This window comes from Streptomyces sp. NPDC049597, from assembly GCF_040675505.1.
GTDB lineage: Bacteria > Actinomycetota > Actinomycetes > Streptomycetales > Streptomycetaceae > Streptomyces.
Map to the genome: position 1 here is coordinate 1 of NZ_JBFAOY010000058.1, position 21,939 is coordinate 21,939.

The 21,939-nt window shown below is 71.4% G+C and carries 23 protein-coding genes and 1 tRNA gene; 9 read left to right on the forward strand and 15 right to left on the reverse strand.

The genetic code is table 11. The annotated features are described in order from the left end of the window. Positions 1 to 102 precede the first annotated feature (102 nt). The 8 genes from AB0K02_RS33055 to AB0K02_RS33090 form a co-directional block, all read right to left on the reverse strand. Positions 103 to 1,317, reverse strand: a complete 1,215-nt coding sequence (locus tag AB0K02_RS33055; protein ID WP_365996311.1) for an acyl-CoA dehydrogenase family protein — start codon at positions 1,315 to 1,317, stop codon at positions 103 to 105. Between the two features lie 7 nt (positions 1,318 to 1,324). After that, positions 1,325 to 2,344, reverse strand: a complete 1,020-nt coding sequence (locus AB0K02_RS33060; RefSeq protein ID WP_365996312.1) for a phosphotransferase family protein — start codon at positions 2,342 to 2,344, stop codon at positions 1,325 to 1,327. Positions 2,345 to 2,745: 401 nt separating this feature from the next. Then, positions 2,746 to 3,042, reverse strand: coding sequence for a hypothetical protein (locus AB0K02_RS33065; protein WP_365996313.1), 297 nt, complete (start codon positions 3,040 to 3,042; stop codon positions 2,746 to 2,748). 165 nt (positions 3,043 to 3,207) lie between these two features. Continuing rightward, positions 3,208 to 3,504, reverse strand: a complete 297-nt coding sequence (locus AB0K02_RS33070; protein ID WP_365996314.1) for a DUF202 domain-containing protein — start codon at positions 3,502 to 3,504, stop codon at positions 3,208 to 3,210. Next, the gene (locus tag AB0K02_RS33075) at positions 3,501 to 3,890 is read right to left on the reverse strand and encodes a DUF202 domain-containing protein (protein ID WP_365996315.1); all 390 of its coding nucleotides are present in this window, start codon (positions 3,888 to 3,890) and stop codon (positions 3,501 to 3,503) included. The genes AB0K02_RS33070 and AB0K02_RS33075 overlap by 4 nt, the downstream gene beginning before the upstream one ends. A 22-nt stretch (positions 3,891 to 3,912) precedes the next feature. Continuing rightward, entirely contained in the window at positions 3,913 to 4,443 is a 531-nt protein-coding gene (locus AB0K02_RS33080) for an NUDIX domain-containing protein (RefSeq protein WP_365996316.1), read from the reverse strand. Between the two features lie 61 nt (positions 4,444 to 4,504). Continuing rightward, positions 4,505 to 4,759 carry a hypothetical protein gene (locus AB0K02_RS33085; protein ID WP_365996317.1) on the reverse strand — a complete coding sequence of 85 codons (255 nt, stop codon included), beginning with the start codon at positions 4,757 to 4,759 and terminating at the stop codon, positions 4,505 to 4,507. A gap of 130 nt (positions 4,760 to 4,889) precedes the next feature. Next, complete coding sequence (locus tag AB0K02_RS33090; protein WP_365996318.1) at positions 4,890 to 6,995, reverse strand: M14 family zinc carboxypeptidase; 2,106 nt, start codon at positions 6,993 to 6,995, stop codon at positions 4,890 to 4,892. Between the two features lie 418 nt (positions 6,996 to 7,413). Here AB0K02_RS33090 and AB0K02_RS33095 point away from each other — a divergent pair, with 418 nt between their 5' ends. Both AB0K02_RS33095 and AB0K02_RS33100 read left to right on the forward strand, forming a co-directional pair. Next, complete coding sequence (locus AB0K02_RS33095) at positions 7,414 to 8,079, forward strand: molybdopterin-dependent oxidoreductase (RefSeq protein WP_365996331.1); 666 nt, start codon at positions 7,414 to 7,416, stop codon at positions 8,077 to 8,079. Then, the gene (locus AB0K02_RS33100; protein WP_365996319.1) at positions 8,021 to 8,683 is read left to right on the forward strand and encodes a cytochrome b/b6 domain-containing protein; all 663 of its coding nucleotides are present in this window, start codon (positions 8,021 to 8,023) and stop codon (positions 8,681 to 8,683) included. The genes AB0K02_RS33095 and AB0K02_RS33100 overlap by 59 nt, the downstream gene beginning before the upstream one ends. Here AB0K02_RS33100 and AB0K02_RS33105 read toward each other — a convergent pair. Both AB0K02_RS33105 and AB0K02_RS33110 read right to left on the reverse strand, forming a co-directional pair. Continuing rightward, entirely contained in the window at positions 8,669 to 10,066 is a 1,398-nt protein-coding gene (locus AB0K02_RS33105) for a gluconate:H+ symporter (RefSeq protein ID WP_365996320.1), read from the reverse strand. The genes AB0K02_RS33100 and AB0K02_RS33105 overlap by 15 nt on opposite strands. 71 nt (positions 10,067 to 10,137) lie before the next feature. Beyond that, positions 10,138 to 10,647 carry a gluconokinase gene (locus AB0K02_RS33110; RefSeq protein ID WP_365996321.1) on the reverse strand — a complete coding sequence of 170 codons (510 nt, stop codon included), beginning with the start codon at positions 10,645 to 10,647 and terminating at the stop codon, positions 10,138 to 10,140. Positions 10,648 to 10,805: 158 nt separating this feature from the next. Between AB0K02_RS33110 and AB0K02_RS33115 the strand changes: the two genes are divergently transcribed. Beyond that, the gene (locus tag AB0K02_RS33115) at positions 10,806 to 11,507 is read left to right on the forward strand and encodes an FCD domain-containing protein (protein WP_365996322.1); all 702 of its coding nucleotides are present in this window, start codon (positions 10,806 to 10,808) and stop codon (positions 11,505 to 11,507) included. A gap of 214 nt (positions 11,508 to 11,721) precedes the next feature. Continuing rightward, a complete protein-coding gene (locus tag AB0K02_RS33120; protein WP_365996323.1) occupies positions 11,722 to 13,185 on the forward strand; it encodes an amino acid permease in 1,464 nt (487 codons plus the stop codon). Positions 13,186 to 13,242: 57 nt separating this feature from the next. Here the strand turns inward: AB0K02_RS33120 and phsA are convergent, their stop codons facing one another. Further along, positions 13,243 to 15,072 (reverse strand): O-aminophenol oxidase PhsA, encoded by a 1,830-nt coding sequence (gene phsA / locus AB0K02_RS33125; protein WP_365996332.1) that lies wholly within the window; start codon positions 15,070 to 15,072, stop codon positions 13,243 to 13,245. A gap of 252 nt (positions 15,073 to 15,324) precedes the next feature. On the opposite strand from phsA, the gene AB0K02_RS33130 reads away from it, so the two are divergent. Beyond that, positions 15,325 to 16,413, forward strand: coding sequence for an S-(hydroxymethyl)mycothiol dehydrogenase (locus tag AB0K02_RS33130; protein ID WP_365996324.1), 1,089 nt, complete (start codon positions 15,325 to 15,327; stop codon positions 16,411 to 16,413). Positions 16,414 to 16,443: 30 nt separating this feature from the next. Here AB0K02_RS33130 and AB0K02_RS33135 read toward each other — a convergent pair whose 3' ends face one another. The 3 genes from AB0K02_RS33135 to AB0K02_RS33145 form a co-directional block, all read right to left on the reverse strand. Continuing rightward, on the reverse strand, positions 16,444 to 17,367 hold the full coding sequence (locus AB0K02_RS33135; RefSeq protein ID WP_365996325.1) for an RluA family pseudouridine synthase: 924 nt from the start codon (positions 17,365 to 17,367) through the stop codon (positions 16,444 to 16,446). A 49-nt stretch (positions 17,368 to 17,416) separates the two neighbouring features. Next, the gene (locus AB0K02_RS33140) at positions 17,417 to 17,743 is read right to left on the reverse strand and encodes a multidrug efflux SMR transporter (RefSeq protein ID WP_365996326.1); all 327 of its coding nucleotides are present in this window, start codon (positions 17,741 to 17,743) and stop codon (positions 17,417 to 17,419) included. Positions 17,744 to 17,797: 54 nt separating this feature from the next. After that, positions 17,798 to 17,885 (reverse strand) — tRNA-Leu (locus AB0K02_RS33145). Between the two features lie 185 nt (positions 17,886 to 18,070). Between AB0K02_RS33145 and AB0K02_RS33150 the strand changes: the two genes are divergently transcribed. The 3 genes from AB0K02_RS33150 to AB0K02_RS33160 all read left to right on the forward strand — a co-directional run bounded on the left by AB0K02_RS33150 (position 18,071) and on the right by AB0K02_RS33160 (position 20,761). Beyond that, positions 18,071 to 19,396 carry a M20/M25/M40 family metallo-hydrolase gene (locus tag AB0K02_RS33150; RefSeq protein ID WP_365996327.1) on the forward strand — a complete coding sequence of 442 codons (1,326 nt, stop codon included), beginning with the start codon at positions 18,071 to 18,073 and terminating at the stop codon, positions 19,394 to 19,396. 179 nt (positions 19,397 to 19,575) lie between these two features. Next, positions 19,576 to 19,809 (forward strand): chaplin, encoded by a 234-nt coding sequence (locus AB0K02_RS33155; protein ID WP_365996328.1) that lies wholly within the window; start codon positions 19,576 to 19,578, stop codon positions 19,807 to 19,809. 142 nt (positions 19,810 to 19,951) lie between these two features. Next, on the forward strand, positions 19,952 to 20,761 hold the full coding sequence (locus tag AB0K02_RS33160) for a chaplin family protein (protein ID WP_365996329.1): 810 nt from the start codon (positions 19,952 to 19,954) through the stop codon (positions 20,759 to 20,761). Positions 20,762 to 20,870: 109 nt separating this feature from the next. Here the strand turns inward: AB0K02_RS33160 and AB0K02_RS33165 are convergent, their stop codons facing one another. Next, a complete protein-coding gene (locus AB0K02_RS33165; protein ID WP_100106356.1) occupies positions 20,871 to 21,059 on the reverse strand; it encodes a DUF5703 family protein in 189 nt (62 codons plus the stop codon). A 47-nt stretch (positions 21,060 to 21,106) separates the two neighbouring features. Between AB0K02_RS33165 and AB0K02_RS33170 the strand changes: the two genes are divergently transcribed. Continuing rightward, a complete protein-coding gene (locus AB0K02_RS33170) occupies positions 21,107 to 21,757 on the forward strand; it encodes a hypothetical protein (RefSeq protein ID WP_365996330.1) in 651 nt (216 codons plus the stop codon). The last annotated feature ends 182 nt before the right edge of the window (positions 21,758 to 21,939 follow it).

Below are 21,939 nucleotides of genomic sequence, written 5' to 3' on the forward strand. Positions count from 1 at the left end.
GGGGGGGGCGGGGGGCCCCCCCCCCGTTTGCGGGGGGGGGGGGGGGGGCCCCCCCTTTTTGGGGGGGGGGGGGGGGGGGGGAAACCCCCCCCCGCCCACCCCTCACACGTACTTCTTCAGCTCCCGCCTCGCCAGCGACCGCTGATGCACCTCGTCCGGCCCGTCCGCCAGCTTCAGCGTCCGCGCCGCCGCCCACAGTTCCGCCAGCGGGAAGTCCTGGCTCACGCCGCCCGCGCCGTGCACCTGCACCGCCTTGTCCAGGATGTCCACGACCGCCCGCGGCGTCGCGATCTTGATCGCCTGGATCTCCGTGTGCGCGCCCCGGTTGCCGACCGTGTCCATCAGCCACGCCGTCTTCAGCACCAGCAGCCGCAGCTGCTCCACGGTCACCCGCGCGTCCGCGATCCAGTTCTGCACGACGCCCTGCTGGGCGATCGCCTTCCCGAACGCCTCGCGGGACACCGCCCTGCGGCACATCAGCTCGATCGCCCGCTCGGCCATGCCGATCAGCCGCATGCAGTGGTGGATACGGCCCGGCCCGAGCCGCGCCTGGGCGATGGCGAAGCCGCTGCCCACCTCGTCGATCAGGTTCGACGCGGGCACCCGCACGTCGGTGAAGACGACCTCGGCGTGGCCCCCGTGCGAGTGGTCCTCGTAGCCGTAGACCTGCATGGCGCGGCGGACCTCGACGCCCGGGGTGTCCCGCGGGACCAGGATCATCGACTGCTGGCGGCGGATGTCGTCGCCGTCCGGGTCGGTCTTGCCCATCACGATGAAGATCCGGCAGTTCGGGTTCATCGCACCGGAGATGTACCACTTGCGGCCGTTGACGACGTAGTCGTCGCCGTCGCGGTCGATCCGGGTCCGGATGTTCGTCGCGTCCGACGAGGCGACCTCGGGCTCGGTCATGGCGAACGCCGACCGGATCTCCCCGGCGAGCAGCGGCTCCAGCCACTGCTTCTTCTGGTCGTCGTCGCCGAACTGCGCCAGGACCTCCATGTTCCCCGTGTCCGGGGCCGCGCAGTTCAGCGCCGTCGGCGCCAGGTGCGGACTGCGTCCGGTGATCTCGGCGAGCGGCGCGTACTGCAGGTTCGTCAGGCCCGCGCCGTACTCCGCGTCGGGCAGGAAGAGGTTCCACAGGCCCTGCTTGCGCGCCTCGGCCTTCAGCTCCTCGACGACCGCCGGGGTGTCCCACGGCGACGCCAGCCGCGCGCGCTGCTCGTGCTCGATCCGCTCGGCCGGATAGACGTGCTCGTCCATGAACGCGAGCAGCTTGGCGCGGAGTTCTTCCGTACGGGCGTCGAATGCGAAGTCCATGAGGTACTCAGCCTTCCTGGAGGGTGGTGAGGCCGTGCTCGATGAAGACGGGGACGAGATCGCCGATGCGGTCGAAGCCGGCGCCGACGGTCTGGCCGAGGGTGTAGCGGTAGTGGATGCCCTCGAGGATCACGGCGAGCTTGAACCAGGCGAACGCCGTGTACCAGGAGATCGCCGAGGTGTCCCGGCCGGAGCGCTCGGCGTAACGCTCGATCAGCTCGTCGGGGGAGGGGTGGCCGGGCGCGCCCGCGGTGGTGCTGATGGGGGAGCCGGGCAGTTCCAGCCGGCGGCTGTACATCACCAGTAGTCCGAGGTCGGTCAGCGGATCGCCGAGCGTGGACATCTCCCAGTCCAGTACGGCCGTGATCCGGTCGTCCTCGCCGATCAGGACGTTGTCGAGGCGGTAGTCGCCGTGGATGACGGTGGGCGCGGGGGAGGCGGGAAGCGAGCGCCCGAGCGCGGCGTGCAGTTCGTCGATGCCCGGCAGCTCCCGGTTGCGCGAGGCGTCCAGCTGCTTGCCCCACCGGCGCAGCTGCCGGTCGAGGAAGCCCTCCGGGCGCCCGAAGTCGCCGAGCCCGACCGACTCGGGATCCACGGCGTGCAGGTCGACGAGCGTGTCGACGAGGGAGAGCACCGCGTCGCGGGTGCGTGCGGGGCCGAGAGCGGCGAGCTGTTCGGCGGTGCGGTAGGGCGTGCCGTCGACGAACTCCATGACGTAGAACGGCGATCCGATGACCGACTCGTCCTCGCACAGCAGCACCGGCCGGGGGACCGGCACCTCGGTCTGCGCGAGCGCGCTGATCACCCGGTGCTCGCGCTTCATGTCGTGGGCGGTCGCCAGCACGTGACCGAGCGGGGGCCTGCGGACGACCCAGCGGCCGGTGCCGTCGGTGACCGCGTAGGTGAGGTTGGAGCGGCCGCCCTGGATCAGCCGTGCGCTGAGGGGTCCGCTCACCAGCCCCGGCCGCTCGCGGTCGAGATGCCCGCGCAGCTGCTCGGGATCGAGGCCCTGTGGGGCTGGGCTCATGGTGCGCACCTCCGGAGGCGGTCCTGGTCGTCGTCCTGGCGAACGCGTTCATGATGACCGACCAGTCGGTATGTCGTCCAGTGCGCCCGCCGAACCGATGCCTGGATCACATACCGAAACGCGCCAGAACCCTGCTGAGATGCGCGGATGCGGGGTGCCTTCGCCCTGCGGGTGCGGGTGCGGGTGCGGCTGCGGGTGCGGGTGCGCCGGTGTACGGGCGGGGCGGGGTGTGTTCGGGCAGGGGCGGGCGGGCGTGCGCCCTCGCGGCGTCGGCCGGCACGCCGAGATCCGCCCCGCGCGCCGTCACCAGCCGTCACCGGAGGGTGAGCCCCTCGGTGACCCTCCTCGGCCGGCTCGACGTGACGCCCCGAGCCGGCCGGCCGGCTCCTGGGGTCAGGGGATCAGTGATCGTCCCAGTGGCCGTCGTGCTGGGCGTGTCGGTGTCCGTCATGGACGTAGTCGACGTGGTCGCCGTGCACCACGGCGGGGTGCCCGCATCCGGCGCCGTGCTCATGGGCGTGCCTGCTGTGCGAGACGTGCTCGCCGGGCTCGCATTCGTCCCAGTGGCCGGAGTGCGCGCGGTGGAGGTGACCGTCGTGCGCGTAGTCGACGTGGTCGCCGTGCGGGACCTCGGTGTGTCCGCAGGACGGTCCGTGCGTGTGCTGGTGGGCGGGGTGCTCGTGGTGGACGACAGCCATGACACTCCCCTTGAGGTCCGGATTGTGGTGATGTGCACTTCCCAGGCTAGTGTCCGCTCCCCGGCGGGGGCTGGTGCCGGGCCGCCGCCCGGGGCCACGCCCCGGCACCAGCCCCCGCCCGGGCCCCGCCCCGCGGGCCGAGGCCAGGGCCTGCGTCACGACGCCTCAGGTCACGACCGCGACGGCGAACGCCGCGAGCGCCAGGACGCAGCCCACCGCCGCGACGGCGCCCCGCATCGACAGCGCCGGCGGCCGGGCCGCGTCCATCGCGCCGATGCGCCGGTGCGCCACGGCCAGGAAGCCCAGCCACGCGGCCATGCTCAGCCCGACCGCGGGCCACGAGTCCCCGGACGCCTGCCGGGCGGCGAGCACCGCCACCACCGTGCAGGCCAGGGTGGTACGACGCCACGCCAAGCGGGTCCGCTCGGGCTGCAGCCCCGGATCCCGCTCGGGCGCCGTCACACGTCGCCCCAGGACACGACGACCACCATGGCGACGGACACGACCGCGACCACCAGCGCCAGCAGCGCGGGGAAGCGGGACACCGGCAGGTCCTCGCCACGGCGCATCGCCCGCTCGCAGCGGACCCAGTGGTTCACGGCGCGCACGGCGCACATGGCGCCCACTCCGATCAGCGCGAGCGCGAGCCCCGCCCGTACGTCCCAGCGCAGATCCGGCAGGAACTGGTCGACGGCGAAGCCGCCGCCGATGAGCGCGAGCGCCGTGCGGATCCACGCCAGAAAGGTGCGCTCGTTCGCGAGCGAGAAGCGGTAGTCGGGGGTCTCGCCCTCCTCCCGGATCCGCCGGGGCGCGAACCACAGGCGCAGGCTCTGTACGAAGTCGCTCACCCCGGGCACCCTACTCCCGCCGTCACACCGACCGGTGGGTCCTGAACCGCTCCCATGCGGCGAGGCCGTCCGGTACCCACTCCCACTCGCGCAGGCGCTCGTCCACCTCGGCCTCCGTGAGGAAGCCGTGCCAGGCGACCTCCTCGGGCTGCGGCCGCACGGGGAGCGTGCAGCGCACCTCGTAGACGGACGACCACCAGGTGCGCGCGGGCTCGCCGGCGTCCTCGTACAGGAACGTGAACACCGGGACGGGGCGCGGCAGTCCGCTCACCCCGAGTTCCTCCTCGGCCTCGCGCAGTGCGGCGTCGTCGTACGTCTCGCCCGCGCCGACGACACCTCCGACGAACATGTCGTACAGCGAGGGGAAGACGAGCTTGGTCGCGGTCCGCCGGTGCACGAAGACGCGCCCCTCCCCGTCGCGTACGAGGACGAACACACACCGGTGCCGCAGCCCGCGCGCGTACGCCTCGCCGCGTGGCGCCTGACCGATCACCCGGTCCTGTTCGTCGACGATGTCGAGGAGCTCTTCCGCGGGATTGTCTGCCGGAGTCATGGCAGCCATACAAGCATCGCGCGCTGCCGCACCGGGCACCCGGTGCGGCAGCGCGGGTCCGTCAGCGGAACGTGGCCCGCACCGAGTCCCGGGCGGTCGCCACGCCCCGTTCCACGAGACGGACCACGATCGTCCGATGGCCGCTGCCGTAGGACGCGGTCGTCAGCGGGAACGACCACGCGGCCCGTCCCGCGGCCGGCCGCCACGCGCCCGGATCCACGGGCGCGTTGCGCCGCACGGCCTGCCACTCGACCCCCGCGTCCGGCACCACATCGAACACCGACGCCGTCACCTGCGACGGCGTGCCGTCGCGCACCGTCCGGGCGTGCACCACGTGCTCGCCGACGGCCAGGCGGCCGACGTCCGCCCGCCGACGGGCCGTTCGGGCAGCAGGGACCGGCCGAGCAGGACGTCCACGGCACGACGCGCGGTCTGCGGTGGCGGCGTCAGCCCTGGCCCCAGTTCTGCGCGCACGCCTTCAGATCGGCCTTGACCTGCTGGCCCCGGTCCACGACGACGGGCACGCGTTCCAGGACCTGCCCGTCCTTCTCGCACGTCAGGGTCCAGTTCTCGATCAGGCCGCCCGTCTGCTGCTCCGTGGCGTCGTACAGGGACGCGGTGAGTGTCCACGACGGCGTGACGGAGGCCCAGTTCTCCACCCGCAGCACGTAGGTGCCCTGCGCCGGGTCCTGGAGCAGCACGCGTTCCTTCTCGCCGACGGAGCCGGCGGAGCTGCCGACCTGGGTGAGGCTGCCGTCGGCGTTCCTGCGCAGCACGTACAGATCGAGATCGTCCGGCGTCGGCCAGTCGAGCTTCACCTCGAGGACGTCGGCGGCTCGGTCGACGGTGAACTCCTGTTCCGTCCGCTGCGCCGGTGCCGTCGTGCCCGTGTAGGTCTGCCGCTTCAGCGGCTCGGAGGAGATCACCCGGATCTGGCGGGCCTTGACGACGGGCCGGGTGGAGGGGTTCACGTGCCAGGTGTACGTGCCGCCCCGGCCGACGGTCATGGTCGTGTCCAGGGTGTCCGAGACGCTGCCCGACCAGGTGGGGGTGGCGAAGGTCTTGCGCAGCCGCAGGGTCGCGCCCGCGGGCGCCTTGCCGCCGATCACCGCGTGGGTCCGCGGGTCCACGGCGCTCTCCAGCGCGAGGAGGTACGCCTCACGGTTGCCCTTGCCGGCGAACTCGCCCGCGCCGAGGTACTCGTCGACGACCTCCGGGAACGGCGGGTGGAACTCGTCGGGGCCGATCTCGAACGTGTAGCCGTAGCCGCCGGTCGCGTTGTACGACCAGTCCTCGGTGGTGCCGGTGGTGTCGTACAGCTCCCAGCTGTGCTGGCTGGTGTAGCCGTTCTGGGCGGCCATCCGGTCGCCGAGCTCGGTCAGCGCGGCGTCGTCCGGCGGATCGCCGACGGGCTGCCCGTCGGGTCCGATCGTGTCGGGCGCGACCCCGCCGGGACTCAGCACCAGGTTGGAGAAGGTGTGGTTGGTGATCAGACCGGTCACCTGGCGGCTGCTGATCAGCTCGCGGATGTTCTGCGTCTCCGGCTCCGAGAACGGCGCGGCACCGCGGTACGTGGCCTGGACCGGCTCGGCCGCAGCTCCCGGACCGCCCCAGTAGGCCCCGTAGTTGCGGTTGAGGTCGACGCCCGCTCCGAAGCCGCCGGGGCTGCTCGCGAGGGCGCACTCGTTCAGGAGCGGGGCCGTCCCGTCGACGATCCGGCAGTTCTTGCGCTTGTACGCGTTCCCGGGGGTGGCCAGGATCGACCCGGTGCCGCCCTCGTCGACGGGGCGCAGGTCGATCAACTGCCCGTCGTCGAAGGACTTCTGGAAGCCGTCGACGTTGACGACCGGGACGACGACGACGCGGGCCTTCTTCAGGAGCGCGGTGATGCGCGGGTCGCTGCCGTAGTTCTTCGCCAGGTCGTGGGCGAACTCGATGGTGTGCTCGCCCGAGGGCCACTCGCGGGCGTGGTGCAGCCCGAGCATGAGGAAGACGGGGCGGCCGTCCTGCGCGGCCGTGACGTCGTGGGCGATCTCCACGCCGTGCACGGACTTGCCCTCGAGGCTCCGGTGCCGCAGCGTGATCTTCTTGACCAGTCCGGGGTGCGCCGTGGCGAGGCGGTCGCGGTCGGCGTTGTAGTCGCTCAGGCTGCGGTAGCTGTCACGCCCCGACGGCAGGGGCGAGGTGGTGGTCGCGGCCGCGTAGGCGCGGTTGGCCGCGTTGATCTCGGACTCCCGCTGGACGAGGTCCGGGATGCGTGCCTGCCAGGTGAAGCCGGCGGCGCGCAGCGCGAGCGCGTCGCCGAGGCCGTGCAGAACGACCTCGCTGCGGCCGTCCCGCGCGTGCTCGGTCAGGTCGAGCCCGAGGGAGGCCAGTCTGTTTCGGGCCGCCCGGGTGGGGGTCTCCACCGTCACGAGCTGCGGCCTGAACTCTTCCTCTGCCGCCGCGGCGGCGGGAGCCGGGGCGAGGGGCAGCAGCGCGCCCGCGGCGGCGGCGACCAGCGCGCAGGCGATCGCCAAACGCCTGCGGGACCGTGGGAGGGAAACGACCACGTGAACTCCTTCTCGAAGGAGCTGTGCCCCGGCGGTCCGGCGCACCCTCGTGGGGCCCGCGGCCTCGGCGGGACATCGCCCTGTCCGTGGTGGGGGGAGGCTGACCGGGAACGTAGCAGAAGCAATGGCATGTACACGAGAGGCTGGCGAGGGGAAACGGAGGACCCTGATCCGGCCGGTCCGGTGACGCTTCCGCGCATGCGGGCCGAGGCCGTGCGACGTGCGGCGGGCGGGGTTGTGACGGAAGTCTGACGCAGTGCCCGGCTCCCTGGCCCTCACGCCGCTCACGTGCTCGAATCGAAGGGTGACCTCACATGACCGTGACGCGAAGCGCACCGAGCACACGGGCCCCACCGGGCCGGCCGAGCGCGACGACGGGACGGGCGGCACGCCCCTCGGCCGCCGGCTGGTGCTCGGCATGCTGGGCGCGGGAGCCGCCTCGGTCGCCGCCGCGCCCGGGCTCCAGCGCGCGTTCGAGTCGTTCCTCGGCTCCGCCGCGGACAAGGACCCCACCGGCCTCACCGGGCTGCTGCCCAACGGCGGCGGCTTCCGCTACTACTCGGTCGCCTCCTCCGTCCCCCGCCGGACCGGGACGACCTACCGCCTCACCGTCGACGGCCTCGTCGAACGCCCCGCCGCCTACACCCTCGCCGACCTGCGCGCCCTCCCGCAGACCCGGATCGTGCGCGACGTGCAGTGCGTGACCGGCTGGCGCGTGCCCGACACCCCGTTCGAAGGCGTGCGGCTGTCGCTGCTGCTGGACGCGGCCGGGGTACGCCCCGAGGGCAGGGCCGTCCGGTTCACGTGCTTCGACGGCACGTACAGCGAGAGCCTCACCCTCCCGCAGGCCCGTCGCGACGACGTCCTGGTCGCCCTGCGCATGCAGGACAAGCCGCTCAGCCACGCCCACGGCGGCCCCGCACGGCTCTACGTCGCGCCGATGTACTTCTACAAGTCGGCGAAATGGCTCTCCGGGATCACCGTCACCTCCCGTGTACGGCCCGGCTACTGGGAGGAGCGCGGCTATGACGTCGACGCCTGGGTCGGCCGGTCCAACGGCCGCAGCGACACCCCCACCGTCTGAACCGCCCGCCCGGGTGCGCCGGTTCAGCCGGGCCGAACGCTGGGTGCACCGCACCACCGCCGCCCTGATGCTCACGTGTGTCGTGACCGCCGCAGCCCTGTACGTCCCCCAGATCGCCGAACTCGTCGGCCGCCGCCACCTCGTGGTCACCGTCCACGAGTGGGCGGGCGTGCTGCTGCCGGTGCCGTTCCTGCTGGGCCTCGCGTCCCCCGCCTTCCGCGCGGACCTGCGCCGGCTCAACCGCTTCCGCCCGCACGACCGCACCTGGCTGCGCGCCGTACGCCGCCGGGACCACCGGCCATCGTCCCGCCCGGCGGGGAAGTTCAACGCCGGGCAGAAGGTCTACGCGGCCTGGATCGCGGGCGCGGCCCTGGTGATGCTCGGCACGGGACTGCTGATGTGGTTCACGGACCTCGTCCCGCTGGTGTGGCGCACCGGCGCGACGTTCGTGCACGACTGGCTGTCGCTGGCTGTCGGCATCGTGCTGGCCGGACACATCGCGATGGCGCTCGCCGCCCCGGAGGCACGCCGTGGCATGCGCACCGGGTCGGTCGAGCGCCGGTGGGCCCGCGACCACCACTCCGAGTGGCTACAGGACGAGTGACAGCAGCAGCACGAAGACGATGCCGACGACCGAGATGATGGTCTCCATCACCGACCAGGTCTTGATCGTCTGGCCGACGTTCATGCCGAAGTACTCCTTCACCAGCCAGAAGCCGGCGTCGTTGACATGACTGAAGAACAGCGAACCCGCGCCGATGGCGAGGACCAGCAGCGCCGCGTGCGAGGTCGACATGTCGGCCGCGAGCGGTGCGACCAGTCCGGCCGCCGAGATCGTCGCGACCGTCGCCGAACCGGTCGCCAGCCGGATCGCCACCGCGATCAGCCAGGCGAGCAGCAGCGTCGGGATGGCCCAGTCCTTGGAGAAGTCCAGGATCATCTGGCCGACACCGATGTCGATCAGCGTCTGCTTGAAGCCGCCGCCGGCGCCGACGATCAGCAGGACGCCCGCGATCGGGGCGAGCGACTTCTCGACCGTCGAGCCGATCCGCTCCTTGGTGAACCCGGCGGCGCGGCCCAGGGTGAAGATGCCCACGAGCACCGCGGCCAGCAGGGCGATCAGCGGCGAGCCGAGGACGTCCGTGACGCGCTGGAGACCGTTGTCGGGGTTGTCCACGACGATGTCGACGAGGGCCTTGGCCATCATCAGCACGACCGGGAGCAGCACGGTGGTGACGGTGGCGGCGAAGCTGGGCCGCTTGTCCAGGTCGTCGGAGGCGCGCTGGGGGATCATCTTCTCCGGCGCGGGGATGTCCACCCACCGTGCCGCGTACTTCGAGAACACCGGGCCCGCGATGATCACCGTCGGTATGGCGACGACCAGACCGAGGGCCAGGGTCACGCCCAGGTTGGCGCCGATGGCGTCGATCGCGACCAGCGGGCCGGGGTGCGGCGGGATGAGGCCGTGCATGACGGACAGACCCGCGAGGGCCGGGATGCCGATCCGCATCAGCGAGTAGTTGCCGCGCTTGGCCACCATCAGAACGACCGGGATCAGCAGGACGATGCCGACCTCGAAGAACAGCGGGAGTCCGATGATCGAGGCGATCAGCACCATCGCCCACGGCATGGCGCGTCCGCCCGCCTTCGCCAGGATCGTGTCGACGATCTGGTCGGCGCCGCCCGAGTCGGCGAGCAGCTTGCCGAGGATCGCGCCCAGGGCGATGAGGACGCCGACGCCGGCGACGGTGTTGCCGAGGCCGGTGCTGAAGGAGGCGATGGCGTCGTCGAGCGGCGCCCCGGCGAACGCGCCGAGGGCGAGCGAACCGATGGTCAGGGCCAGGAACGCGTGCAGCTTGAATCTGGTGATGAGCAGGACGATGACGGCGATACCCGCCAGGACGGCGATACCCAGCTGAGCGTTGCCCGCCGAGGTGATCGGCTCGACGGGGTCCGCTGCCAGCATCTCGACGCTGAGACTGGTCACGGTGATTCCTTGTCACGGAAAGGGACGGGGGAGGGGGACGGGGGAGGGGGACGGGGGTACGGGGAGGGGGGTCAGGACCCGAGCGCGCGCAGCGCGGAGACCGCCCGCTCGGTGATCTCCTCGGGGGTTCCGGACACGTCGACGGCGACACCCGCCTCGTCGTCGCCCAGCGGCTGCAGCGTGGCGAACTGGGAGTCGAGGAGCGCGGTCGGCATGAAGTGCCCCTTGCGCTCCCTCATGCGCCGCTCGATGAGCGCGCGGTCGCCGGTGAGGTGAAGGAAGACGACCTCGGGCGCGGCGGCCCTGAGCCGGTCGCGGTACACGCGCTTGAGCGCCGAGCTGGAGACCACGCCGCCGTGTCCGGCCCGCTCATGGGCCCAGGCGCCGATGGCATCCAGCCACGGCCGTCGGTCGTCGTCGTCCAGCGGGGTGCCGGCCGACATCTTGGCGATGTTGGCCGGGGGGTGGAAGTCGTCTCCCTCGGCGTACGGGACGCCCAGGGCGGCGGCGAGCAGGGGGCCGATCGTGGTCTTGCCCGTGCCTGCCACGCCCATCACCACGACGACGTGAGGGGTGCTCATTACGTGCCTCGCTGTCTTCTTCGACATCCGACATCGGTTCGTCGCGCTACTGAAACCCATTAGGTACGACGTATTCAAGACCCTGAGACAGAAACGTCATACTTTTTGTTCCGGGGTCCCGCGGCTCCCGCCGGCGGCCCCACCCGTAGGCTTTGCTCATGACCACAGAAGGCCAGGGGCTTCACACGCAGGTGCTCGACAGCCTCGGCCTGGCGATCACCGCGGGCGAATATCCCGAGGGGAGCGTCCTGCGCACGGACGAGGTCGCCCAGCGTTTCGACGTCTCACGCACCGTCGTGCGGGAAGTGGTCCGGGTCCTCGAGTCCATGCACCTCGTGGCGTCACGGCGCCGCGTCGGCGTGACCGTACGGCCCACCGAGGAGTGGAACGTCTACGACCCGCGCGTCATCCGCTGGCGCCTCGCCGGCACCGACCGGCCGCGCCAGCTGCGCTCCCTGACCGTGCTGCGCTCCGCGATCGAACCGGTCGCGGCCTCCCTCGCCGCGGTCAACGCCACCCCCGAGCAGTGCGCCGCCCTCACGCAGGAGGCCATCGGCATGGTCGCCACCTCCCGGGGCCACCAGCTGGAGGGCTACCTCCAGCACGACATCGCCTTCCACCGGATCGTGCTCAACGCCTCGGGCAACGAGATGTTCGCCCGGCTCGGCGACGTCGTCGCGGAGGTCCTCGCGGGCCGGACCCACCACCATGTGATGTTCGACGACCCGGACCCGGCGGCCGTGACGCTCCATGTGCAGCTCGCGGAAGCCGTTCGCGAAGGCGATGCGGCCCGTGCCGAGAGGCTCACCCGCGAGATCGCCGCCGGGGCCCTGGAAGAGCTGGATGTCCTCGCACCCTGAACCGCATGGCATCCTTGCTTCACATTGGCGAAACCTCTGAAATACCTCAGATCTATGTCTGAGTGAGGTTGGCCACTGCCAAAATCCCAGGGTTGCCCTGACTATGAGCCGTCAGGCTCTTTGGGCACCCACGCCGTGCCGCGGCCCACCGCACAGAGCCGCCGGCGCACAAGGCCGGGTACCGCACACCCCCTCACGAAGGCGAACAACCTCAATGAGTGACCGCACCATGGCTGCGGCCGACACCCCTGTCGCCGCCGCGACGGGCACCCCCCACGTAGACGCCGGTGACGCCGGGTACCGCAAGGACCTCAAGTCACGTCACATCAACATGATCGCCATCGGCGGCGCCATCGGTACGGGGCTCTTCCTCGGCGCCGGCGGCCGCATGGCCAACGCCGGTCCGTCCCTCTTCATCGCGTACGCCCTGTGCGGCGTCTTCGCCTTCTTCGTCGTCCGCGCGCTCGGCGAGCTGGTGCTCTACCGGCCCTCCTCGGGAGCCTTCGTCTCCTACGCCCGCGAGTTCATGGGCGAGAAGGGTGCCTACACGGCGGGCTGGCTGTACTTCCTCAACTGGTCGACCACCGCGATCGCCGACATCACCGCCGCCGCGACCTACGCCCACTTCTGGGCCATGTTCAGCGACATCCCGCAGTGGGTCCTCGCCCTGATCGCCCTCGCCGTCGTCCTCACGGCGAACCTGATCTCCGTGAAGTACTTCGGCGAGATGGAGTTCTGGTTCGCGATCATCAAGGTCGCCGCCCTGGTCGTGTTCATGCTGGTCGGCATCTTCCTCGTCGTGACCTCGCACGACATCGGCGGCCACACCCCGGGCCTCGCCACCGTCAGCGACAACGGCGGCATCTTCCCGAGCGGCGTCATGCCCATGCTGCTGCTGATCCAGGGTGTCGTCTTCGCCTACGCCTCCGTCGAGCTGTGCGGCGTCGCCGCGGGCGAGACCGAGAACCCCGAGAAGATCATGCCGAAGGCGATCAACTCGATCATGTGGCGCGTCGGCCTCTTCTACGTCGGCTCGGTCGTGCTGCTCGCCCTGCTGCTGCCGTACACCGCGTACTCCGGCGACGAGAGCCCCTTCGTCACCGTCTTCGACAAGCTCGGCATCCCGGGCGCGGCCGGCGTCATGAACCTCGTCGTTCTCACCGCGGCCCTGTCCAGCCTGAACTCCGGCCTGTACTCGACCGGCCGCATCCTGCGCTCGATGTCGCTGTCGGGCTCCGCGCCGAAGTTCACCGGCGTCATGAACAAGGGCGGCGTGCCCTACGGCGGCATCCTGCTCACCGCCGCCTTCGGCGTGCTCGGCGTCTTCCTGAACTTCGTCATGCCGGGCGACGCCTTCGAGCTCGTGCTGAACTTCGCCTCGATCGGCATCATCGGCACCTGGGCGATGATCATGATCTGTTCGCTGCTGTTCTGGCACCGCTCCAAGGACGGCCGGGTCACCCGCCCCGCCTACCAGCTGCCCTGGGCCCCCTACACCCAGCTCGTCACGCTGTTCTTCCTCGCCTCCGTCCTCGTCCTGATGTGGATGGACGGCGGCATCGGACGCACCACCGTCAACTGCCTGCCGCTGATCGCGGCCGCGCTGGTCGGCGGCTGGTACGTCGTCCGCAAGCGCGTCGGCCGCATCGCGGCCGGGCGCGAGGACGTCCGCGCCTGATCGCACCGAAGGCCGGGCCCCGCGGGACATCCCGCGGGGCCCGGCCTTCGTCGTACCTCAGCCGTGGTGGCCGCCGTGGCCCCCGCCGTGGTCGAACCTCAGCGCCTCCTTGGGCATGACCACGAACGGGCGCATCATCCCCATGTCTTCGTGCTCCAGCAGGTGGCAGTGGTACATGAACCGCCCGTGTGCCCCGTCGAACCGGCCCATCACCTTCACCAGCTCCGCCTCCGAGACCTGGAAGACGTCCTTCCAGCCCTGCTCGTTCGCCGGTACCGAGAGCGTGCGGTCCGGGTCGGGAGCGACCGGCGTCCGCGTACCGCCGAGCTCGGGGTCGAAGCCGTCCACCCGGTACGCCCCCCGGCTCATGACCTGGAAGTCGGCGAGGTGGATGTGCATCGGGTGCGCGGGCGCGCCCAGGTTGAGGAACGACCACTGCTCGTACGAGCCCTCGGCGATCGTGAAGCCGAGCGCGTCGTTGAACGTCCGCGAGGTGCGCCGGTAGGTCCGCACCGTGCCGTCCGGGCCCCGGAGCTGGATCACACCCTCCGCCGGCACCCGGACGCCGGCGTCCTTCACCTCCGTCATCTCCCAGATCTCCGGATGACCGCCGCCGCCGACGGTCTGTGGCGGCGTCAGCACGATCAGCCGGTGCCCGTGGTCGACCAGATCGTGGTCGAACCGGCGGAACGACCCGGACAGCACCGGCGGCAGCACGAACGGATCCGGCTCGCACGTCTCGCGCACCCGGAACTCCATCACCTGCGGATACGGCACGCTGTCGGCCAGGTCCGGCGCGCCCGCGGGCGCGTTGCGCCCCTTGTTCACCAGCCGCACCCGGCGGCCGGCCAGCGCCCGGAAGTCGATCAGCAGATCGAACCGCTCCGCGGGGGCGATGGTCAGCGGCTGCCCGCCCGGGAAGTCCACCGGCACCGGGCGCGGCAGCAGGCCCCCGTCGCTGCCGATCTGCCGCACCACGCCGGGCACCGGACGGTCGTGCTCGTCCACCAGCACCAGGTGGTAGATCCGGGCGTTGGAGGCGTTCACCAGCCGGAAGCGGTACCAGGCGTCGTCCACGTCCAGGTGCGGCCAGATCGTCCCGTTGACCGTGGAGTACGGCCCCAGGAACGGCAGCGACACCGGCTTGCCCGTCTCCGGATGGCTCGGGATCAGCACCGAGGTCTTGTGCAGCAGACGGCCGTTCAGCCGCCCGTCCTCGTCCGTGTCGAGGTTGCGGTCGGCGAGGATCAGCGGAATCTCACGCGTGCCGGACGGCAGCCCCAGCGCGTCCTCCTCGTCGTCGCGGACGAGGTACGTGCCCACCAGACCGGCATAGACGTTCCACCGGGTGATGTTCATGGCGTGGTCGTGGTACCACCACTGCGCCGCGTGGTGGTCGTTCGGGTACTCCGCCAGCTGCGCGTCCCCGTAGGTGACGGCATTGTCCGTCCAGCCGTCGTTGCCGCCGCCGGTCTGCGCGCCGTGCAGGTGCGTCACCGTCCACGCGGGCAGGGCCGCCACGTTCTCGTCCGGCTTCACGCCCTCGCGCCCCGGCCGGTTGTGGGGCAGCGGCTGCCCCGCGGGCGTCGGGCCGACCTCCACCGCGGTGACGGGGTACTCACTGCCCGGCGGAATGCGGTTCGTCCAGGCGATCCTGATCCGCTGCCCGCGACGCACGTCGATGGTGGGCCCCGGGACGCTGCCCTCGTACCCCCACATCAGCGTCGGAGGCAACTGGGAGTGCATCCGCACCCAGGTGGGGCGCAGCGCGATCTCGATCTCCTGACGGACATCGGACACGTCGGGCCGCAGCACCGGTGGAATCGTCAGCGGATCGGCGTAGGGCGTCAGCCCGCCCGGCCGGCCGGGACGGCGTCCGACCTCCACCTTCTCCTCGGCCGCGGCGGCGCGCTCAATGATCTCGGTCAAGATTTCTCCCCCCGTACAGTTCTTCTGTGCGGACCCCCTCCTGCACCCGATAGGACTCCTCCCCTTCCTCCGTAGTTGCCGTATCCGTGTCCTCTGGCCGAAATTGCCCTCTTGGGCAGCGTCTTCGGCATACCGTTCGAGCCATCGCGGCGCGCCGCCGTGACAGGCCGTGGCGGTAAGGACGCCAGTCGAGGAAGGGCAGGTCCTGCGATGCCCCAGCAGGTGCAAGGTGTGATCGCACCCGGGAAGAACGAGCCGGTGCGGGTCGAGACGATCACCGTCCCCGACCCCGGGCCGGGCGAGGCGGTCGTGCAGGTGCAGGCGTGCGGCGTCTGCCACACCGACCTGCACTACAAGCAGGGCGGGATCACCGACGAGTTCCCGTTCCTGCTGGGCCACGAGGCGGCCGGAGTCGTGGAGTCCGTCGGCGACGGCGTCACCGAGGTCGCGCCCGGGGACTTCGTGATCCTCAACTGGCGCGCCGTCTGCGGACGCTGTCGCGCCTGCCTGCGCGGCAGGCCCTGGTACTGCTTCGACACGCACAACGCCCGGCAGCGGATGACGCTCACCTCCTCCGGCGCCGAGCTGTCACCGGCCCTCGGCATCGGTGCCTTCGCCGAGAAGACCCTCGTCGCCGCCGGCCAGTGCACCAAGGTCGACTCCTCGGTCTCCCCCGCCGTCGCCGGACTGCTCGGCTGCGGGGTCATGGCGGGCATCGGCGCCGCCGTCAACACGGGCGGCGTCGGCCGCGGCGACACGGTCGCCGTCATCGGCTGCGGCGGCGTCGGCGACGCGGCCGTGGTCGGCGCACACCTCGCCGGAGCGGCGAAGATCATCGCCGTCGACATCGACGACCGCAAGCTGGAAACCGCCCGCTCCATGGGCGCCACCCACACCGTCAACTCCCGCTCCACCGATCCCGTCGAGGCGATCCGCGAACTCACCGGCGGTTTCGGCGCGGACGTCGTCATCGAGGCCGTCGGCCACCCGGAGACGTACCGGCAGGCCTTCTACGCCCGCGATCTGGCCGGCACGGTCGTCCTCGTCGGCGTGCCCACCCCCGACATGAAGCTCGAACTGCCCCTGCTCGACGTCTTCGGCCGCGGCGGAGCACTCAAGTCGTCGTGGTACGGGGACTGCCTGCCCTCCCGCGACTTCCCGATGCTCGTCGACCTGCACCAGCAGGGCCGCATCGACCTCGCCGCGTTCGTGACGGAGACCATCGGCATCGGCGATGTCGAGGCGGCCTTCGCCCGGATGCACGAGGGCGACGTGCTGCGCTCGGTCGTCCTCCTGTGATCACTGCTGATCGTCCGTGATCGCCTCTGATCACCACGCCGCCAGCCGCAGCCGGCTCTCGAAACGGCGCGGCTCACCCGTCACCGGATCGGTGAACTCCAGGGCACGGGCCAGAAGCTGCAGCGGCCGGGTGTAGTCCTCCGGCCCCGGCTCGCGAACCTCCGGATAGACCGGGTCGTGGAGGATCGGCAGCCCCAGGGCGTTCATGTGCACGCGCAGCTGGTGCGTTCGGCCGGTGGCCGGCAGGAGCCGGTACCGGCCGAGCGCCCCGCGTGCCTCCACCAGCTCGATCCGGCTCTCGCTGTTCGGCTCGCCCGGCACCTCCCGTGCGGCGATCACCCCGCGCTCCTTCTCGATCCGGCTGCGTACGGTACGGGGCAGGGCGACCGACGGGTCGTACGGCGCGATCGCCTCGTACTCCTTGCGCACCCGCCGGTCCCGGAACAGCGTCTGGTAGGCGCCCCGGTCCCCGGGCCGTACGACGAACAGCACCAGCCCCGCGGTCAGCCGGTCCAGCCGGTGCGCGGGCTGGAGCTCCGGAAGCTCCAGATCGCGGCGCAGCCGCGCCAGCGCGGTCTCGGTGATGTGGCTGCCGCGCGGGACGGTGGCGAGGAAATGCGGCTTGTCGGCGATCACCAGGCGTTCGTCGCGGTGCACGATGCCCACCTCGAAGGGCACCCGCTCCTCGGCGGCGAAGTCGCGGTGGAAGAACAGGTACCGCCCCGCCTCGTACGGGTCACCGGCCGTGACCGGGCCGTCCACCGAGACGACACGGCCCTCGTCGAGCATGGCGTCGACCTGCTCGGCCCCGATGGCGTTCGCGTACCGCTCCACGAGATGGTCCCGCACGGTGGCCCACAGCCCGTCCGGATCGGCGGGCAGTCTCAGCCGCACCGGGTCGATGCCGTCGCGCTGGGGGAGCGGCGACCGCGGGGCGCTGTTTCTGCGTCTCATCTGCGTCTCACCGAGGAGACTGTATGCCCATCGCGCCGCGGCCTCGGCCTCAGTGCTGCGTTCCGCCGCCGAGGTACATCACCGCGACGCCGGTGATCACGAGCGCGACCCCGATCAGCGTCGCGGGCCGGACCGGTTCGTCGAACAGCCAGACGCCGCCGAGGAACGCCCCGACCGTCCCGACCCCCGACCACACCGCGTACACCGGACCGACATTCAGGGTCTTGAGTGCCTGCGCCGGCATCACGAACGCCGCGCCGTACCCGAGGACGACCAGCACGCCGGGACCCAGCCTGCTCAGCCCGTGGGAGGCACGCAGCGCCAGAGTCGCCATCACCTCGGACACGATCGCGCCCGCGACCAGCAGGAAAGCCATCCGTACCTCCCCGGAACACACGAAGATCCCCACGGCACGCCGTGGGGATCTCACTGGTGTCCGAGGGGGGACTTGAACCCCCACGCCCGATAAAGGGCACTAGCACCTCAAGCTAGCGCGTCTGCCATTCCGCCACCCGGACAAGGTGTCTGTCTCGCGGCCCTGGGCCGTTCCGACGTGGAAAACCATAGCAAACATTCGGCCCCCCTCGATCACACCCCCGGTTCCGTGAACGCCCCGTGACGTCCGGAGGCCGCCCTTGGGCAATGACCTGCATGGCGGGAGGATGAGGGCTGACCACCAGCAGCGACAGTGGGAGGAATCAGCGTGAGCGAGTCGAACACGGCCCGGGGCGTCTCGGGTGAGGACGAGGTCGTCGACCTCTGTCGTGAGCTGATCCGGATCGACACCAGCAACTACGGCGACCACTCGGGCCCCGGCGAGCGCGCCGCTGCCGAGTACGTCGCCGAGAAGCTCGCCGAGGTGGGGCTGGAGCCGCAGATCTTCGAGTCGCACAAGGGCAGGGCCTCCACCGTGGCCCGCATCGAGGGCGAGGACCCGTCCCGGCCCGCGCTGCTCATCCACGGCCACACCGACGTCGTCCCGGCGAACGCCGCCGACTGGACGCACCACCCGTTCTCGGGCGAGATCGCGGACGGCTGCGTCTGGGGCCGCGGCGCGGTGGACATGAAGGACATGGACGCGATGACGCTGGCGGTCGTACGCGACAGGCTGCGCAGCGGCCGCAAGCCGCCGCGCGACGTCGTGCTGGCGTTCCTCGCCGACGAGGAGGCCGGCGGCACCTACGGCGCCCGCCACCTGGTCGACAACCACCCCGACCTCTTCGAGGGCGTCACCGAGGCGATCGGCGAGGTCGGCGGCTTCTCCTTCACGGTCAACGAGAACCTGCGCCTCTACCTGGTCGAGACGGCGCAGAAGGGCATGCACTGGATGCGCCTGACCGTCGAGGGCACGGCGGGCCACGGCTCGATGACCAACAACGACAACGCCATCACCGAACTGTGCGAGGCCGTCGGCCGCGTGGGCCGCCACCAGTGGCCGGTCAGGGTGACCAAGACCGTCCGCTCCTTCCTCGACGAGCTGTCCGACGCCCTCGGCACCCCGCTCGACCCCGAGGACATGGACGCCACGCTCGCCAAGCTCGGCGGCATCGCCAAGATGGTCGGGGCGACCCTGCGCAACTCCGCCGCCCCCACCATGCTCGGTGCCGGTTACAAGGTGAACGTCATCCCCGGTCAGGCGACCGCGCACGTCGACGGGCGCTTCCTGCCGGGGTACGAGGAGGAGTTCCTCGCGGACCTGGACCGGCTGCTCGGCCCCCGGGTGAGGCGCGAGGACGTCCACGGCGACAAGGCGCTGGAGACCAGCTTCGACGGGGCCCTGGTGGACGCCATGCAGGTGGCGCTCAAGGCCGAGGACCCGATCGCCCGTGCCGTGCCGTACATGCTCTCGGGCGGGACGGACGCCAAGTCCTTCGACGACCTCGGTATCCGCTGCTTCGGCTTCGCGCCGCTGAAGCTGCCCCCGGAGCTGGATTTCGCGGGCATGTTCCATGGCGTGGACGAGCGGGTCCCGGTGGACGGCCTGAAGTTCGGGGTCCGCGTGCTCGACCGATTCCTCGACCAGTGCTGATACGCCACTGCCGACCGAAAGGGCGCCGAAGCGAAGAAAAGACGCTCATGTAATCGCCTGAATGTGCGGCGGTGACCGGAAAGAGTGAATGGAGGTTTCGGCTCGTAGCCCCCATGCCCCCTCCTCGTTACAGGTGATGCGGTCCGCGGCTGGGGCCGTATTGCCAACAAGGAGGAACAATGATCAAGAAGGTCGTCGCTGCTGCGGCTGCCACTGGCGGTCTGGTGCTCGCAGGCGCGGGCGTGGCCGTGGCCGACTCCGCTGCCCAGGGTGCTGCCGCGCAGTCCCCCGGCGTGCTCTCGGGCAACGCCCTCCAGGTGCCGCTCCACGTGCCGGTGAACCTGTGCGGGAACACGGTCGACGCCATCGGGCTGCTGAACCCCACCTTCGGCAACGAATGCGCCAACCTCTGAGCGCTGTGACTCGGCCCGGAAAGACCCGGGTTTGATTCCGGGCGGCTCGGGAGTGCGTGCCCGCACTCCGGAGCCGCCCGGTTCTTCCAGCTCCGGGAAGCACACCGGGGCATTCTTACAGCTGCTGGAAGGCAGGAAAGATATGCGACAGGTCACGCGCAAAGGTCTGATCTCCGTGGCGGCCGCGGGTGGCGTACTCGCGCTCGGCGGGGGTTACGCGCAGGCGGACTCGGTGGCGACCGGCGGAGCGTCGAATTCGCCCGGAGTACTGTCCGGGAATTCGATCCAGGCACCGGTGCACGTTCCGGTGAATCTCTGCGGGAACACCGTGGACGTCATCGGACTTCTGAACCCCGCCATGGGCACCACGTGCGCCAACGTGTCCGGCGGCGGCGCCGGCCAGGGCAGCCAGGCCGGCGGCTCGCAGGCGAGCGGGACAGTGAGCGACTCACCGGGCATCGCCTCGGGCAACCAGGTGCAGGTGCCGGTCGACGTGCCCCTCGACGTGTGCGGGAACACCGTCACGGTCATCGGTGCTCTCAACCCGTCGACCGCGAACTGCGGCAACGGCTCCACGCCCGCCGAGCCGGGCAACCCGCAGGAGCCCAGCGAGCCGGGTAACCCGCAGGAGCCCGCGGAGCCGGGCAACCCGCAGGAGCCCAGCGAGCCGGGTAACCCGCAGGAGCCCGCGGAGCCGGGCAACCCGCAGCAGCCCACCGAGCCGGGCAGCCCGCAGCAGCCGGGTACTCCCGAGACGCCTCCGGCGCCGGCGACTCCCAGCACCCCGTCGACCCCCGAGGCGCCGAACGCCCCCGGTGCGCGGGCCGTCGCGCCCCAGGGCGCCCAGCTGGCCGAGACCGGTATGGACGCGCTCGACGTGCTCGCCCCGGCCGGTGTCGGACTGCTGCTCGCGGGCGCGGTCCTCTACCGGCGGGCCCGTACGTCGGCCTGACCGGGTCCGGCTGAGGCGGTACACGAAGGAGCGGGCCCGCAGGCCCGCTCCTTACGTCTGCGCCCGGCGTCCGGGCCCGTGGGCCGGGCCCGGACCGTTGCCGGTGCGCTCACCAGGTGGCGCGCACCTGTCGGATGATGCGCCGGCGCAGCCGCACACGGCGGCTGCCGTCCCGGTGCAGGGTCAGTCGGTCCAACTCCCAGTGTCCGTACTCGGCATGGTCGGTCAGCAGACGGGTCGCCTCCTTGCGGGAGACCCCGCGAGGGACGTACACGTCGACGAATTCGTATTCCGGCATCGCATCTATTGTGCGGGCAGCGGCCCGGTACGGATAGCGTCTGCACTATGTCTGATGCTGCGCAGCCCACCGCTGCCGAGGTACGTGCCGCCGCCGAGGCGGTCAAAGCCGCACTGGACCGTCACCTGGCGGCGGTCGAGAACCGCACGGGTGAGGACGACCCGGCCGTCTACGACGCCTTCAATGCGCTCGCCGCGGCGGCGGAGGCCTACGACGAGAGGCTCTACGACCGCTACGACGAGGTGACACCCTTCGAGATCCCCGGTGCCGACGACTCGCTGCCGCCGTACGCGGGCCCCGAGGAGCCGAACGCTCTCACCGTGCTGATCCGCCGCGACTACGCGGTGGCGGAGCCGCAGCGGCTGCTCGCCCAGGCACAGCGCATCGCCGATCTCGATCCGGACGCGGCGGACCGGCCCTCGAACGCGCCGGTCGTCGGCGAGAGCGTGCACGCGGCGCTCGGAGTGCTCTTCGGGGAGTTCGAACCTGACGAAATCGCGTCGCGCCACAAGGAGTTCGGCCTGGAGGAGGGGGACTCCACGCTCTGGGTGTCCGCCGCGGACGAGCTGCCCGAACCGGGGGAGTGGCTGAGCGTCCCGTTCGACCAGGCGGACCCCGAGCGGGTCGTCTGCCGCTTCGACGTCAGCTCGGTCTTCGACGAGGAGGACCTGGCGGAGGATCTCGACCAGGAGGAGTGACGACGGTCTCGTGCCGGGCGGCCTCGACGCCGGCCGGCCCGGCACCGTGCCCCTTTGCCACGCTGCTCCGGCCCTGCCGCGGGCCCGGGCCGAGGCCTTGCGGGGTGCCCGGGCCCGGGCGGGGGGGGTCGCGGGGCCCGCCGCCCGCCCGGGCGCCCCCCGCCGGCGCCGCCCGGGGGTGG